The sequence below is a fragment of the Stenotrophomonas sp. YJH_SMC_40 genome (assembly GCF_059368615.1).
On sequence record NZ_JCAFRX010000018.1, the window covers coordinates 1 to 14,812 of the forward strand.

The following is a 14,812-nucleotide window of genomic DNA, read 5'->3' on the forward strand; positions in this document are numbered from 1 at the left end:
CCCGGAGTTCGGGGGCAGCGCCGCAGGCGCGGGGGTTGGAGGTCGGTGAGTGGGGCCCGCGGTTCGCGCAGCGAAATGCGGGAGCGACAGCACGCATGTGCCGAGCGTACCCGGCCAGCGGCCGGCACTACCGCCCGCGCCCCTTGCCCCGGCCGCCGTTTCCCGGCACGCTTCGCGCTTCCGTACGCAAGCGTATCGATCATGTCGCCAGCCAACGAAAGCGCCTATCCCCACCTGTTCGCCCCGCTGGACCTGGGCTTCACCCAGCTGCGCAACCGCGTGCTGATGGGTTCGATGCACACCGGTCTGGAAGATCGCGCCCGCGACTTCCCGCGCCTGGCCGCCTACTTCGCCGAACGCGCCGAAGGTGGCGTCGGCCTGATCGTCACCGGTGGCTTCGCGCCGAACGTGGTCGGCTGGCTGAAGCCCTTTGGCGGAAAGCTGTCCTGGCCCTGGGAAGTGCGCCCGCACCGGCAGCTCACCGCGGCCGCGCACCAGCACGGCGCGAAGATCTGCCTGCAGCTGCTGCATGCCGGCCGCTATGCCTACCATCCCCTGTCGGTGGCACCTTCGAAGCTGAAGGCGCCGATCAACCCGTTCACCCCGCGTGCGCTGTCGGCCAGCGGCGTCGAGCGGCATATCGCCGACTACGCACGCAGCGCAAAGCTGGCCCGCGAAGCCGGCTACGATGGCGTCGAAGTGATGGGCTCGGAGGGCTACCTCATCAACGAGTTCATCGCCCCGCGCACCAACAAGCGCTCCGACCGCTGGGGTGGCGACGCCAACCAACGCATGCGTTTTGCAGTGGAGATCGTGCGCCGCATCCGCGAGGCCTGCGGCCCGGACTTCATCATCATCTACCGCCTGTCGCTGGTGGATCTGGTTGACGACGGCAGCAACTGGGAAGAGATCGTGCAGCAGGCCCAGGCCATCGAGGCGGCTGGCGCGACGATCATCAATTCCGGCATCGGCTGGCACGAAGCGCGCATCCCGACCATTGCCACCTCGGTGCCGCGCGCCGCCTTCGCCGGTGTCACCGCCAAGCTCAAGCCGCATGTAACGGTGCCGCTGGTGGCGACCAACCGCATCAACATGCCCGACGTCGCCGAGCACATCCTGGCCAGCGGCGGCGCCGACATGGTGTCGCTGGCGCGCCCGCTGCTGGCCGACCCGCAATGGCCCAACAAGGCCCGCGCCGGCCGCGCCGAGGCGATCAACACCTGCATCGCCTGCAACCAGGCCTGCCTGGACCACGTGTTCGAGAACAAGCTGGCCAGCTGCCTGGTCAATCCGCGTGCCGCACACGAGACCGAGCTGGTCTACCGCCCGGCTGCCACGCCGAAAAAGGTGGCGGTGGTCGGCGCCGGTCCGGCCGGCCTGGCTTGCGCCACGGTGGCCGCCGAGCGCGGCCACCAGGTCACCCTGTTCGATGCCAACGACGAGATCGGTGGCCAGTTCAACGTGGCCAAGCGCATCCCCGGCAAGGAAGAGTTCCACGAGACCCTGCGCTATTTCCGCCACAAGCTGGCTGAAACCGGCGTGCAGCTACGCCTGGGCACGCGAGCAGATGCGGCCAGCCTGGCCGGCTTCGACGAGGTGGTGCTGGCCACCGGCATCACGCCGCGCAAGGTCGACTTCCCCGGCGCCAACCACGCCAAGGTGGTCAGTTACCTGGACGTGCTGCTGGGCCGGGTCACGGTGGGCGCCAATGCAGCGATCATCGGCGCCGGCGGCATCGGCTTCGATGTCGGCGAGTTCCTCAGCCACGCCGGTGAGTCCCCCTCGCTGGACCCACAGCGCTGGATGGCCGAATGGGGCGTGGACAGTACCTTCGAGACCCGCGGCTCCCTGGCGCGGGCGCAGGCCGAGGCCTCGCCGCGCCGGCTGTGGCTGCTGCAGCGCAGCCCGGGCAAGCCCGGTGCGCGGCTGGGCAAGACCACCGGCTGGATCCATCGCGCCACGCTGAAGGCCAAGGGCGTGCGCATGCTCGGCGGCGTCGAGTACCTGGGCGTGGACGACGAAGGCCTGCGCATCCGCGTGGAAGGCAGCGAACAGCTGCTGCCGGTCGACCATGTGGTGATCTGCGCCGGGCAGGAACCCAACCGTTCGCTGCAGGCCGAACTGCAGGCCGCCGGCATCAACGCGCAGCTGATCGGCGGTGCCGATGTAGCGGCCGAACTGGACGCCAAACGGGCCATCGACCAAGGCAGCCGGGTGGCCGCCGCGCTCTGATGAGCGCCTGAATGGGGGACGGAATGTGATTTCCGTCACCCCTCCCGAACCTGAATGTCAAGCCGGACGGTTCACGATGCGTTCGGCTACGCCCCCCTACCTTGCGCCATCTTTCCGCTCACCAGCCAGTTTCCGGTGAGCCGGCGCAGCCCCCACGATCGGTACTGGTCGTTTCTTTTGGGGCTGCCCACGGGGCGGCCCCGATGGCCGCCTCCCCATGACGCCAAGTCGTCCCCCGCATCCTGTCGCCCCCGCGACTGGAAGCGGAGAGTGCGGCCCATACGGAGCAAGGAGTTATATGAAACTGGCCTGGATTCTCTGGCTGTCGCAGTTGTTGCCGCAGCCGGCCGCTGATTCACTGTGTCTGAGCACCACCGTTTACCTGGAAGCCCGCGACCAGACCCTGCGCGGCCAGCAAGCCGTTGCCGAGGTCGCCCTGCGCCGCCTCGACAGTGGCCTGTGGGGCGACTCGATGTGCCAGGTGGTCACCGCGCGCAAGCAGTTCGCGCCGACCATCGTCTCCCCCGGCACCCAGCTGGGCAATGACGCGGCCTGGAGCGAGGCAATGAACGTGGCCTTCGACGCCGAGCGCAACTGGGCGCTGCCGGCCGGCGAGCGCCGCGAGATCGTGCCCGGAGCCAGCCACTTCGCCGCGTTGTCCATCGCCAGCCCGAACTGGCGCAACGCCTACCAGGTGGCCACCATCGGCGATCACACCTTCTATAAGGTGCAGAACCTCAAGCCGCGGCAGTCGTAACGATCCGTGCTGGCGGCAGCGTTGCCGCCCGCTGGCAGGCTCTGGGATAGTGGGCGTTTCCCGCCCGCATCACCTGGAGTTCCCATGAAGCTGTACAGCAAGCCCGGTGCCTGTTCCACCGCCGACCACATCGCCCTGCAGTGGACCGGCCAGCCGTTCGAGGTCGAACTGCTGAACAAGGACACCCTGAAGGGTCCGGAATTCCTCAAGATCAATCCGGCCGGCGCCGTTCCCGCGCTGGTCGATGGCGACTTCGTGCTGCTGCAGAACGCCGCGATCATGGGCTATATCGCCGACACCTACCCGCAGGCCGGCCTCGGCGGCGATGGCAGTGCGCGCCAGCGTGCCGAAGCCACCCGCTGGCTGGCCTTCGTCAATTCCGACGTGCATCCGGCCTTCTCGCCGCTGTTCGCACCGGGCAAGTTCATCGCCGACGAAAGCCAGTTCGACGCGATCCGCGCCGCCGCACACAAGCGCCTGCGTGGCCTGTTCGAGACCGCTGACAGGCAGCTGGCCGACAAGCCCTGGCTGGCCGGCTTCCGCAGTTTCGCCGATCCGTACTTCTACATCACCCTGCGTTGGGCCGCCGGCACCAAGGTCGACCTGTCGGGCCTGGACAACCTGGCCGCCTACAAGGCACGCATGGACGCCGATGCCGGCGTGCAGGCCGCACTGAAGGCCGAAGGCCTGGCCTGAGCCTGACCCGGGGTCGGATCCGTCTGCACAGCAGGCGGCTCTGACCCCACCGGCGCCATCACCACACTCAGCCGATCTGGCGGATCACTTCACCGTTGGCATCGCGCAGGTAGGTCGGCACCACTTCGATGCGCAGCGCTCCCGCCACCGGGTAGATGCCACGTTCGGCACGCACGCCCGCCAGGGCCTGCAGCCCCGTCTCGTCCAGCGCCCAGCGCGCGCTGTCGGCCGATACCTCGCCGGTTTCACCGCGCGCTGCCGGAATGAACTCCCACTGCCGCTCGCGGCTGGCCAGTTCCAGCGATCTGCCGTGGCGCAGGCGCAATGGCAGCAGCTCGCACACACTGGCCACCTGGCCGGCGCCGAGCACCAGGGTGGTGACGCCCGCCTCCTGCCGCCAATCCAGTGTCTCGATGAACAACATGCCGGTGCTGGAGCCCTCGCGCTCGCTGCCGGCCCGCACCTGTGCGGCGAGTGCCGGATCCTCCAACAGGTTGCCGCGATGCAGGTCGCTGATCCACAGCGGCATCGCCGGTTGCAGCGCCTGCAGCACGCCGCGCGTCGACCAACGCTTGACCGCTTCCATCTCCTCATCGGTCAGCCCGACCAGCTGCAGGAACTGCAGGTGGCCATTGGCGGTGTCGCGCGCAGGCAACTGCGGATCGGCGATGAAGGCCAGGTGGCACAGACGCGTGCCGGTCTCCAGCGCGATCGGGCCGTTGGCGTTCAGATGGTGACCATCCTCGAACACGTTGCCGCTGCCAAACACGTAGCGCGCCAGGTTCTGCAGCAGGTTCATCGGCCACACCGGCGGGGTGCTGCCGGCGTGCTCACCGGCTCCAGCAGCCAGGCGGAAGGTCAGCTCGAATCCATAGCCGCTGGCATCTGCATCACTGCTCTCCTTGGCGTACAGCTCGGAGAAGCCGTAGGTGATGTAATGCCAGTGCGGTACCGGCGCATCCGCCCAGTACACGCTGATGCCATCCAGCGGATCCTGGCCACCCAGCGTGTACGGCAACGCCGTACCGTAGTGACGGGGTTCCTGGCCAGCATACAGCGGCGCCAGCGCCGCATTGATCGCGTCCCAGCCTGGGGTGTCGGTGTCGTCGTGGTCGTCCTGCACGCGGGACTCCTTGTGGGGAAGTGAACCGATCACTTTACGCGGTGGCTCAGGCCTGCACGACCTCGCCGCCACCATTGACCACGGCGGCCTGGGTTTCCTGCCACCAGCGCTGCGCCAGCGCCGGGCTGCGCGCCTTGCCCACCGCCGCCAGCAGTTCCGGGCACAGGCGTTCCAACGCAAGTGCATCGGTGCAGCGTTCAATCTTCAACTGCATGAAGTAGCCCTTCAGGCCCAGGTGGCGCCGCACCGCCTCGCTCATCGCGTCGTACAGCTGCTGGTACAACGCCGGATCCTGTTCGCGGCCGGTGCTGATGCCACGTACCGGTGCCAGCTCGGCATTGCCACCGATCACTTCTATCAGGCCCTGCGCTTCCAGCTGCTCCAGTGCATCGGCCGGCGCGCGCAGGCCTTCGAACAGGCCACGCAGTTCGGTGTCATCGCGATGGCCGTCGACCATCAGCAGGATCGAACGCAGTGCCGCCGGCAGGCGCCGGCCACGGTCTTCGATTTCCTGACGGCCAGCAGCCGTCTTGGCGTGCAGCAATGCCATTGCCTCCCCCTCCCTCGATGCACAATGCCGGCGCGCCCTGACGGGCACGCCCCCCTGTGTGCCATCCCCGGACGGCACGCGCCTTCCCCGGCGCGCGCCGCGTATTGCAGGTCGATGACAGGCCGAGCTTAGCGCAAGTGCCGCGGGTAGTGCCGGCCGCTGGCCGGCAACCTCGTGATTGAGGGGGGTGCCGGCCAGTAGCCGGCACTACCGGATCAACGGTCCAGCGCGCGGCGGATCTCCTCCAGCGCGCTGGGGTCGTCCAGCGTCGACAGGTCGCCCGGATCACGCTGTTCGGCCAGCGCCTGCAGCGAGCGCCGCAGCAGCTTGCCGGAGCGGGTCTTGGGCAGTGCATTGACCACGTGTACGTGCGCCGGGCGTGCGACCGCGCCGAGCGAGGTGGTCACCGTCGCCATCATCTCGGCCACCACCGGCGCCGGATCCTCGCCATCCAGGCCCTGCTTGAGGGTGACGAACACCAGCGGCACCTGCCCCTTCAGTTCATCCTTGACCCCGATCACGGCGGCCTCGGCCACCCGCGGATGGCTGGAAATGGCCTCCTCGATCTCGCGCGTGCCCAGACGGTGCCCGGCTACATTGATGACATCATCGGTGCGACCGAGGATGAAGGTGTAGCCATCGTCGTCGCGGATCGCCCAGTCCAGCGAGCTGTACAGCAGTTCCTTAAAGTGGCTGAAGTAGCTCTGCAGGAAGCGGCTGTCATCATTCCACACGGTGCTCATGCAACCCGGCGGCAGCGGTGGCGACACCACCAGCACGCCCTTCTGCCCCGGTGCGACTTCCTCGCCGGTGTTCTCGTCGATCACCTTCATCCGGTAACCGAGATTGGGGAACCCGGGCGAGCCGAAACGCACCGGCTTCATTTCCAGGCCCGGCAACAGGGTCAGTGCCGGCCAGCCGGTTTCGGTCTGCCAGTAGTTGTCGATGATCGGCTTGCCGAGCGCTTCGCTGATCCAGTGCGCGGTCGGCTCGTCGAGCGGCTCGCCGGCCAGGAACAGGTACTTCAGCGCACGCAGGTCGTGGCGATGGATGAAGTCCGCGTCGTGCTTCTTCAGCCCGCGGATGGCGGTGGGCGAGGAGAACATCGTGCGCACGTTGTACTGCTCGCACAGCGCCCACCAGATGCCGGGATCCGGATTGGTCGGCAGCCCTTCGTACAGCAGCGAGGTGCAGCCACCGATCAGCGGGCCGTACACATTGTAGGAGTGGCCCACCGCCCAGCCGACATCGGAGGTGGAGAACATCACCTGGCCCGGCTTGCAGTCGAACACGGTCTCCATCGACTGCGCCATCGCCACCGCATAGCCGCCCACATCGCGCTGCACGCCCTTCGGCTTGCCGGTGGTGCCGGAGGTATACAGCAGATAGCTCGGCTCGCTCGCTTCCAGCCACTGCACCGGCACATCCACTTCCCCGATCTGTGCATGCAGCGTGGCGTAGTCCACATCACGGCCCGGCACGCGCGGTTCGGCGGCATCCAGCCCACGCGACACGATCAGCACATGCGGTGGCGGCGACGCCGCTTCGGCGCAGGCGGCGTCGACCATCGGCTTGTACGGAATCAGCTTGCCACCGCGCATGCCGGCGTCGGCGGCGATGAGCAGCTTGGGCTTGGCATCGTCGATGCGCAGCGCCAGGTTGTGCGCGGCGAAGCCACCGAACACCACCGAGTGCACCGCACCGATGCGCGCGCAGGCCAGCATCGCGAACACCGCCTCGGCCATGTTCGGCATGTAGATCACCACACGGTCACCGTGGCCGACGCCGAGGTGCTTGAGTACCGCGGCGAAGTCGTTCACTTCGCGGTACAGCTGGCGATAGGTAATCTCGCGTGTGCTGTTGGTTTCGGTGGAGATGGCGACCAGTGCGAGCTGGTCGGCGCGCTCGGCCAGGTGGCGGTCGACGGCGTTGTAGCAGAGATTGGTTTCGCCGCCGACGAACCAGCGCCGGAACGGCGGGTTGCTGTAGTCGAGCACCTGCTGCGGCGGTTTATGCCAATGGATGCGCTTGGCTTCCTCGCCCCAGAAGGCCTCCGGCTCGTCGATCGAGCGACGGTAGGTTTCCTCGTAGTTCATGACGCAGCCCTCCCAGACAAAGTCATGGGTTCGAGGATAGTCCGGTGCTGCCGGGCGGGCCGCCCTACCTTGGTAGGGGGTGGGGTTTTCATGCAGGGCTGCGCCCTGCACCTGCAGGGGCCAGAGCAACGTCAACTTCAACGGCAGAAGCCGGCTATCCGTGGGATGGCGGGGTGGGTCCGGTTGAGGGGGACGCTGCAAGTACGTCCATGTAAGCTCGGTCGCCGCTTGCTCGTGTGCGCAGTCCTGCGCACACGGCAAGACCGGGGTTGGGCGTCCTGCCCAACCCGCCCGAGGCATGCCTCGGGCCCATGCGGCTCACGCCCCCTCAACCGGACCCACCCCGCCTTCGACAGTTCTCCGCGATCTGTCAGAACGGCGTTCTGCCTTGGTGGGTGTCGACCTTGGTCGACTGCTCTGGTAGGTGTCGACCTTGGTCGACACGGTAGATCCACGCCATGCGTGGATGATTCATTCGATATCTGACAGAAAAATCGTGTCGACCAAGGTCGACACCTACCAACAGCTGCGCGGAACAACGGCCACCGTTACCAACAGCCGAGTGAACCTGTCGAAGGTGGGGCGGTGTCGGAGTGCGGGGTGTCAGCCGCATGGATGCGGCTGCCAAGCCTACAGGGACGTACTTGCGGCGTCCCCGCACTCCGACACCGTCCCGCCAACCCACGTATAGCCCGCTTTTGACGTTGACGTTGACGTTGATTCTGCGGGTGCAGGGCTGCAAGCCCTGCCGACCCCCTAGAACGGAGCCGCGGACTCGAACGCGAGCACCTCGCCCGTCACCGGGTGGGTGAACTGCAGGCTGCACGCATGCAGATGCACGCGGTGCGCCGGTGCCGCGTCATACAGCACGTCGCCAACAATCGGATGGCCAATACTGGCCATGTGCAACCGCAGCTGATGGCTGCGGCCAGTGATCGGTTCCAACGCCACGCGCGTGCGCCGCGCTTCTACATCACGCGCCAGTACGCGCCAGCGGGTCAACGCCGGCTTGCCGCGTTCGTGATCGACCATCTGCTTCGGCCGGTTCGGCCAGTCAACGATCAACGGCAGGTCCACTTCGCCGGAATCACCCTCGAGCAGCCCCTGCACCACCGCTTCATACCGCTTGCCAACCTGGCGCTGCTCGAACTGCATCGACAACGCCGCCTGCATGTCCTTGCCACGCGCATGCAGCAGCAGGCCGGAGGTCACCTGGTCCAGCCGATGCACGGTCAACGCATCCGGATACAGCGCCTGCAGGCGCGCGACCACGCAGTCCTGGTTCTCGACGCTGCGGCCGGGTACGGACAACAGGCCAGCCGGCTTCTCGGCCACCAGCAGTGCGTCATCGATGTAGTGCAGGTGGATCATGCGGCTCCAGGAATTCCAAATGAAAACGGGGAAGCCGAAGCCTCCCCGTTTTCTGCGTACCGACCAGCGGTCGGTACCTACCTTGATGGAAGACGTACCGGCCGGAGCCGGTACCGCCTGCATCAGCCCAGCAGGTGGGCGACGCCGGCGCGCTCTTCTTCCAGCTCGGCCAGGGTCTTGTCGATGTACTTCTGGCTGAAGTCGTCGATCGGCAGGTCCTTGACCAGGGTGTACTTGCCGTTCTCGGTGGTCACCGCGAAGCCGAAGATCACGCCTTCCGGAATGCCGTAGGAACCGTCGGACGGCACGCCCATGGTGACCCACTTGCCGTTGCTGCCCAGCACCCAGTCACGCACGTGGTCGATCGCTGCGTTGGCGGCCGAAGCAGCCGAGGACGAGCCACGGGCTTCGATGATCGCCGCGCCGCGCTTGCCGACGGTCGGGATGAAGGTGTTGGCGTTCCACTCCTGGTCGTTGATCGCATCGGCGATCGACGCACCATCGGCGGTGGCGAAACGGTAGTCCGGGTACATGGTCGGGCTGTGGTTGCCCCACACCACCAGCTTCTCCATGCCACCGACCGGCTTGCCGAGCTTGGTCGACAGCTGGCTCAGCGCGCGGTTGTGGTCCAGGCGCAGCATGGCGGTGAAGTTTTCCGGCTTCAGGTCCGGGGCCGACTTCATCGCGATGTAGGCGTTGGTGTTGGCCGGGTTGCCGACCACCAGCACCTTCACGTCACGGCTGGCGACCTTGTTCAGCGCTGCACCCTGGGCGGTGAAGATCTTGGCGTTCTCCAGCAGCAGGTCCTTGCGCTCCATGCCCGGGCCGCGCGGACGTGCGCCGACCAGCAGGGCGATGTCGGCGTCCTTGAACGCGACTTCGGCGTCATCGGTGCCGACCATGCCGGCCAGCAGCGGGAAGGCACAGTCTTCCAGCTCCATCATCACGCCCTTCAGGGCGGCCTGGGCCTTGTCCACCGGCAGTTCCAGCAGCTGCAGGATGACCGGCTGGTCCTTGCCCAGCATTTCGCCGGAGGCGATGCGGAACAGCAGGGCATAACCGATCTGGCCGGCGGCGCCGGTCACGGCAACACGAACGGGTGCTTTCATGGGGGTTTCCTCTTGCTTGCAAGCGTTTGATGGGACGCCGCGGGCAGAGCCACGCAGGCCAGGCGGGCGGCGGGGAACAGGGAAACGGCCACCCATGGGTGGCCGTTTCGAAGGGGGATCAGGCGGCGAGGTGCTTGTTCCACTCCGCGACGCGGTCGGCCTGGGCGGCCAGCACGGCGTCGACGTCGCCTTCCAGGGTGATCGAATGGATCACGTCGCCCTGCTTGACCGAATCAACGATGGCCTGGCCTTCCAGGACCTTGCCGAAGACGGTGTGGCGGCCGTCCAGCCAGTCGGTCTTGATGTGGGTGATGAAGAACTGGCTGCCGTTGGTGTTCGGGCCGGCGTTGGCCATCGACAGCGAGCCGACCTCGTGCTTCACGCCGTTCTTCTCGTCTTCGAACTTGTAGCCCGGGCCGCCGGTGCCACGACCCTGCGGGCAGCCGCCCTGGATCATGAAGTCGGCGATCACGCGGTGGAAGATCAGGCCGTCATAGAAGCCGTGCTTGACCAGGTTCACGAAGTTGGCCACGGTCAGCGGCGCCTTGTCGGCGAACAGCTCGACCTTGATCGGGCCCTGGGTGGTGTCGAAAGTGGCGATGAGGGACATGAAGATCCTTGATGCAGAGGGGAACGCGTCTAGCCACCTAGTTTACACCTGCCTCGTGGCGGCGGCGGCTTCGACCATCGGTGAAGAACCCGGCTTCAGCCCGTGGACGGGAAGCCGCGTCTCCGGGCGCTGGCGGCCCCGGCCGGCGCGGCGGACAGCCAGCTGAATGGGCCCCTCGACGGATGTGAAGTCCACCTTTTCGCGAATCGTCAAGTTCGACGTATAATGTTGGACTTCTTTTTCCAAATCCGGCGCCGACTGGCCCCCTTTCGTATGTCCATCGAAAATCTTCGCAACATCGCCATCGTCGCCCACGTCGACCATGGCAAGACCACCCTGGTCGACCAGCTGCTGAAGCAGTCCGGCACCCTGTCCGAGCGCACCGTCCTCGCCGAGCGCGTGATGGACAGCAACGACCAGGAAAAGGAACGCGGCATCACCATCCTGGCCAAGAACACCGCCATCACCTGGGAAGACAAGAAGACCGGCATCAAGAACCGGATCAACATCGTCGACACCCCCGGCCACGCCGACTTCGGTGGTGAGGTCGAGCGCGTGCTGTCGATGGTCGATACCGTGCTGATCCTGGTCGACGCGATGGACGGCCCGATGCCGCAGACCCGCTTCGTGACCCAGAAGGCCTTCGCGATGGGCTTCAAGCCGATCGTCGTGGTCAACAAGGTCGACCGTCCGGGCGCCCGTCCGGAATGGGTGATCGACCAGGTCTTCGACCTGTTCGACAAGCTCGGCGCCACCAACGAGCAGCTGGACTTCCCGATCGTCTACGCCTCGGGCCTGAACGGCTATGCCGGCCTGGAAGACACCGTGCGCGACGGCGACATGACCCCGCTGTACGAAGCGATCATGCAGCACGCGCCGAAGCCGGAAGTGGATCCGGAAGGCCCGTTCCAGATGCGCATCAGCCAGCTGGACTACAACAACTTCGTGGGCGTGATCGGCATCGGCCGCATCCAGCGCGGCACCCTGAAGAAGAACATGCAGGTCGCGGTCATCGACCGTGAAGGCAAGAAGCGCAACGGCAAGGTGCTGCAGGTGCTGGGCTTCATGGGCCTGGAGCGCATCGAGCAGGATTCGGCCGAGGCCGGCGACATCGTGGCCATCTCCGGCATCCAGGAGCTGACCATCTCCGACACCATCTGCGCACCGGACTTCCCGGAAGCGCTGCCGGCGCTGACCGTCGACGAGCCGACCATCTCGATGACCTTCCAGGTCAACAACTCGCCGTTCGCCGGCAACAAGGACCTGTCCGGTGGCAAGTTCCTGACCAGCCGCCAGATCAAGGACCGCCTGGACCGTGAAAAGGTCCACAACGTGGCCCTGAAGGTCGAGCAGCTGGAAGACGCCGACAAGTTCCTGGTCTCCGGCCGTGGCGAACTGCACCTGTCGGTGCTGATCGAGAACATGCGCCGCGAAGGCTACGAGCTGGCCGTGTCGCGCCCGGAAGTGATCATCAAGGAAATCGACGGCCAGCTGATGGAGCCGATCGAGCAGCTGGTGGTGGACATCGAAGAAATCCACCAGGGCGGCGTGATGGAAAAGCTGGGCACCCGCAAGGGCCAGCTGAAGAACATGGAATCGGACGGCAAGGGCCGCGTGCGCCTGGAGTACCAGATCCCGGCCCGTGGCCTGATCGGTTTCCAGAACGAGTTCAAGACCCTGACCCAGGGTTCGGGCCTGCTGTTCCACGTGTTCGACCACTACGGTCCGAAGGAACAGGGCGCGATTGCCAAGCGCATCAACGGCGTGATGATCGCCAATGCACCGGGCACCACGCCGGCCTACTCGCTGGGCCCGCTGCAGGAGCGCGGCAAGCTGTTCGCTGCTGAAGGCGACAACGTGTATGAAGGTCAGCTGGTCGGCATCCACTCCAAGGACAACGACCTGACCGTCAACGCGATCAAGACCAAGCCGCTGACCAACATGCGCGCTTCGGGCAAGGACGATGCGATCCAGCTGACCCCGGCGATCAAGTACTCGCTGGAACAGGCCCTGGACTTCATCGAAGACGACGAGCTGGTCGAGATCACCCCGAAGGAGATCCGCCTGCGCAAGAAGTTCCTGACCGAGAGCGATCGCAAGAAGGCTTCGCGCGGCGGCTGAGCCAGCACCCCGTGAACCAGAGCGGCTACAACCCGGATCCACACCGGCATCCGGGTCTGCACGTCATCGCCCTGCTCGAAGCGAGCAAGGCGATGCTGGCGCTGTTGGCCGCCACCGGGCTGGAAGTGCTCGGACCGCAGCCGCTGCGGCACGGCATCATGGCCCTGATCCGGCGTTTCAGCCTGGATCCGGACCATGGCACCCTGCCCTCGCTGCTGCACATGATCAGTCCCGACGCGGTCCACCTGGCCGCGGCGGGAATGATCGGCTACGGCCTGCTGCACCTGGTCGAAGCCTGGGGCCTGTGGCGGGCCAAGGCCTGGGCGTCCTGGCTGGGCTGCCTGACCGCCGCCCTGTACCTGCCTTTCGACATCTTCGCGATCATCCGCCATCCCGGTTGGCCGTCATGGACGATCCTGGCGATCAACCTGATCGTGGTCTACGTCCTCGCCCGCGACCTGCGCAAGCGCCACCGCTGAGCACCGGCTACACTGGGGATTGGAGCCGACCAAGCCGCCCCATGCGCCCGTCCTTGCCGCCTCTGCTGACCTGCCTGCTCGCCGCGCTGCCGGCGCTGCTTTCGGCTGGCTGCAGCCCGGCCACGCCCAGCGCGCATGCGGCCGAACCTGCGAGCCGCAACGTGCCGTTCCCGTACGCCGAAACCGATGTCGCCGACCTGCAGGCGCGGATGACTGCCGGAGATCTGGACAGCACCACCCTGACCCAGGCCTACCTGCAGCGTATCGCCGCCCTGGACCGCACCGGGCCCCGCCTGCGCGCGGTGATCGAGCTCAACCCCGACGCCTTGAAGGAAGCCGCCGCACGTGACCGCGAGCGCCGCGAAGGGCGCCTGCGTGGGCCGCTGCATGGCGTCCCCCTGCTGCTGAAGGACAACATCAACGCCGCACCGATGGTCACCAGTGCCGGCTCACTGGCCCTGCAGGGCTTCCGTCCGGACGATGCCTACCTGGTACGCCGGCTGCGCGAGGCTGGCGCTGTAGTGCTGGGCAAGACCAACCTCAGCGAGTGGGCCAACTTCCGCGGCAATGACTCCATCTCCGGCTGGAGCGCGCGCGGCGGCCAGACCCGCAACCCCTACCGCATCAGCCATTCACCGTGCGGTTCCAGCAGCGGCAGCGCGGTGGCCGTGGCCGCCAACCTGGCCAGCGTGGCGATCGGCACCGAAACCGACGGCAGCATCGTCTGCCCGGCCGCGATCAACGGCGTGGTCGGTCTGAAGCCGACGGTCGGGCTGGTCAGTCGCGATGGCATCGTGCCGATCTCCTTCAGCCAGGACACCGCCGGCCCGATGACCCGCAGCGTCGCCGATGCTGCCGCCGTGCTGACTGCGATCGCCGGCCGCGATGACGCCGATCCCGCCACCGCGACCATGCCCGGCCGTGCGGTCTACGACTACACCGCGCGCCTGGACCCGCAGGGCCTGCGCGGCAAACGCATCGGTCTGCTGCAGACGCCGCTGCTGAAGTACCGCGGCATGCCGCCGCTGATCGATCAGGCAGCGACCGAGCTGCGTCGCGCCGGCGCCGTGGTGGTGCCGGTGGAGCTGCCCAACCAGGGCGCGTGGGCCGAGGCTGAGCGCACACTGCTGCTGTACGAATTCAAGGCCGGGCTGGAGCGCTACTTCAGCACCCACCGCGCGCCACTGCGCAGCCTGGCCGAACTGATCGCCTTCAACCAGACGCACAGCAAGCAGGAACTGGGCCTGTTCGGCCAGGAGCTGCTGGTGGAGGCCGATGCCACCACCGGCCTGGCAGACCCTGCCTACATCCGCGCGCGCAGTGATGCGCGCCGGTTGGCCGGTCCGGAAGGCATCGATGCAGCCCTTGCCGCGCATCAGCTCGATGCGCTGGTGGCGCCGACCACCGGTGTGGCGTGGCCGATCCGCAGCGAAGGCGACGACTTCCCCGGCGAGAGCTACAGCGCCGCTGCCGTGGCCGGTTACCCCAGCCTGACCGTGCCGATGGGCCAGATCAACGGCCTTCCCGTCGGCCTGCTGTTCATGGGCACCGCCTGGAGCGAGCCGAAGCTGATCGAAATGGCCTACGCCTACGAGCAGCGCACCCGTGCGCGGCGGCCGCCACACTTTGATACCGATGCGCTGATCGACGCCGGCGAGCCCTGAGCTC

General features: G+C 66.9%; 12 protein-coding genes. 6 read left to right on the forward strand and 6 right to left on the reverse strand.

Annotation, left to right across the window (positions count from 1 at the left end; translation table 11 throughout):
* The first annotated feature begins 201 nt into the window (after window positions 1-201).
* From AC5P6X_RS21110 to AC5P6X_RS21120, 3 genes are all read left to right on the forward strand, one after another.
* Window positions 202-2,232: an NADPH-dependent 2,4-dienoyl-CoA reductase gene (locus AC5P6X_RS21110; protein WP_108270716.1), complete on the forward strand. Its 2,031-nt coding sequence runs from the start codon at window positions 202-204 to the stop codon at window positions 2,230-2,232.
* Window positions 2,233-2,530: 298 nt separating this feature from the next.
* Window positions 2,531-2,989, forward strand: coding sequence for a cell wall hydrolase (locus AC5P6X_RS21115; RefSeq protein ID WP_004154513.1), 459 nt, complete (start codon window positions 2,531-2,533; stop codon window positions 2,987-2,989).
* Window positions 2,990-3,073: 84 nt separating this feature from the next.
* A complete protein-coding gene (locus AC5P6X_RS21120) occupies window positions 3,074-3,685 on the forward strand; it encodes a glutathione S-transferase N-terminal domain-containing protein (protein ID WP_005408230.1) in 612 nt (203 codons plus the stop codon).
* 67 nt (window positions 3,686-3,752) lie between these two features.
* Here AC5P6X_RS21120 and AC5P6X_RS21125 read toward each other — a convergent pair whose 3' ends face one another.
* The 6 genes from AC5P6X_RS21125 to AC5P6X_RS21150 all read right to left on the reverse strand — a co-directional run bounded on the left by AC5P6X_RS21125 (window position 3,753) and on the right by AC5P6X_RS21150 (window position 10,544).
* Window positions 3,753-4,808: a suppressor of fused domain protein gene (locus AC5P6X_RS21125; RefSeq protein ID WP_049449928.1), complete on the reverse strand. Its 1,056-nt coding sequence runs from the start codon at window positions 4,806-4,808 to the stop codon at window positions 3,753-3,755.
* A 46-nt stretch (window positions 4,809-4,854) separates the two neighbouring features.
* Complete coding sequence (locus tag AC5P6X_RS21130; protein ID WP_033835447.1) at window positions 4,855-5,358, reverse strand: hypothetical protein; 504 nt, start codon at window positions 5,356-5,358, stop codon at window positions 4,855-4,857.
* A gap of 215 nt (window positions 5,359-5,573) precedes the next feature.
* A complete protein-coding gene (gene prpE / locus AC5P6X_RS21135; protein WP_495215597.1) occupies window positions 5,574-7,454 on the reverse strand; it encodes a propionate--CoA ligase in 1,881 nt (626 codons plus the stop codon).
* A gap of 756 nt (window positions 7,455-8,210) precedes the next feature.
* Window positions 8,211-8,825, reverse strand: a complete 615-nt coding sequence (locus tag AC5P6X_RS21140) for an RluA family pseudouridine synthase (RefSeq protein WP_088437128.1) — start codon at window positions 8,823-8,825, stop codon at window positions 8,211-8,213.
* A 122-nt stretch (window positions 8,826-8,947) separates the two neighbouring features.
* Window positions 8,948-9,934, reverse strand: coding sequence for a malate dehydrogenase (locus AC5P6X_RS21145; protein ID WP_004153634.1), 987 nt, complete (start codon window positions 9,932-9,934; stop codon window positions 8,948-8,950).
* 118 nt (window positions 9,935-10,052) lie between these two features.
* Window positions 10,053-10,544, reverse strand: coding sequence for a peptidylprolyl isomerase (locus AC5P6X_RS21150; protein WP_005408225.1), 492 nt, complete (start codon window positions 10,542-10,544; stop codon window positions 10,053-10,055).
* 273 nt (window positions 10,545-10,817) lie between these two features.
* Here AC5P6X_RS21150 and typA point away from each other — a divergent pair, with 273 nt between their 5' ends.
* Genes typA through AC5P6X_RS21165 form a run of 3 tightly spaced genes read left to right on the forward strand, consistent with a single transcriptional unit; the run spans window position 10,818 to window position 14,808 of the window.
* The gene (typA, locus tag AC5P6X_RS21155) at window positions 10,818-12,665 is read left to right on the forward strand and encodes a translational GTPase TypA (RefSeq protein ID WP_005412346.1); all 1,848 of its coding nucleotides are present in this window, start codon (window positions 10,818-10,820) and stop codon (window positions 12,663-12,665) included.
* An 11-nt stretch (window positions 12,666-12,676) separates the two neighbouring features.
* Window positions 12,677-13,144 carry a DUF2127 domain-containing protein gene (locus AC5P6X_RS21160; protein ID WP_005408223.1) on the forward strand — a complete coding sequence of 156 codons (468 nt, stop codon included), beginning with the start codon at window positions 12,677-12,679 and terminating at the stop codon, window positions 13,142-13,144.
* Window positions 13,145-13,185: 41 nt separating this feature from the next.
* Window positions 13,186-14,808, forward strand: a complete 1,623-nt coding sequence (locus AC5P6X_RS21165; RefSeq protein WP_088437126.1) for an amidase — start codon at window positions 13,186-13,188, stop codon at window positions 14,806-14,808.
* Window positions 14,809-14,812: the final 4 nt, after the last annotated feature.

What these genes read in the sequence shown, in the direction of transcription:
- AC5P6X_RS21115 (WP_004154513.1), top strand. Translation starts at nt 2,531, where the DNA reads ATGAAACTGGCCTGGATTCTCTGGCTGTCGCAGTTGTTGCCGCAGCCG.
- AC5P6X_RS21165 (WP_088437126.1), top strand. Translation starts at nt 13,186, where the DNA reads ATGCGCCCGTCCTTGCCGCCTCTGCTGACCTGCCTGCTCGCCGCGCTG.
- prpE (WP_495215597.1), bottom strand. Translation starts at nt 7,454, where the DNA reads ATGAACTACGAGGAAACCTACCGTCGCTCGATCGACGAGCCGGAGGCC.
- AC5P6X_RS21140 (WP_088437128.1), bottom strand. Translation starts at nt 8,825, where the DNA reads ATGATCCACCTGCACTACATCGATGACGCACTGCTGGTGGCCGAGAAG.
- AC5P6X_RS21110 (WP_108270716.1), top strand. Translation starts at nt 202, where the DNA reads ATGTCGCCAGCCAACGAAAGCGCCTATCCCCACCTGTTCGCCCCGCTG.
- typA (WP_005412346.1), top strand. Translation starts at nt 10,818, where the DNA reads ATGTCCATCGAAAATCTTCGCAACATCGCCATCGTCGCCCACGTCGAC.
- AC5P6X_RS21120 (WP_005408230.1), top strand. Translation starts at nt 3,074, where the DNA reads ATGAAGCTGTACAGCAAGCCCGGTGCCTGTTCCACCGCCGACCACATC.
- AC5P6X_RS21150 (WP_005408225.1), bottom strand. Translation starts at nt 10,544, where the DNA reads ATGTCCCTCATCGCCACTTTCGACACCACCCAGGGCCCGATCAAGGTC.
- AC5P6X_RS21145 (WP_004153634.1), bottom strand. Translation starts at nt 9,934, where the DNA reads ATGAAAGCACCCGTTCGTGTTGCCGTGACCGGCGCCGCCGGCCAGATC.
- AC5P6X_RS21130 (WP_033835447.1), bottom strand. Translation starts at nt 5,358, where the DNA reads ATGGCATTGCTGCACGCCAAGACGGCTGCTGGCCGTCAGGAAATCGAA.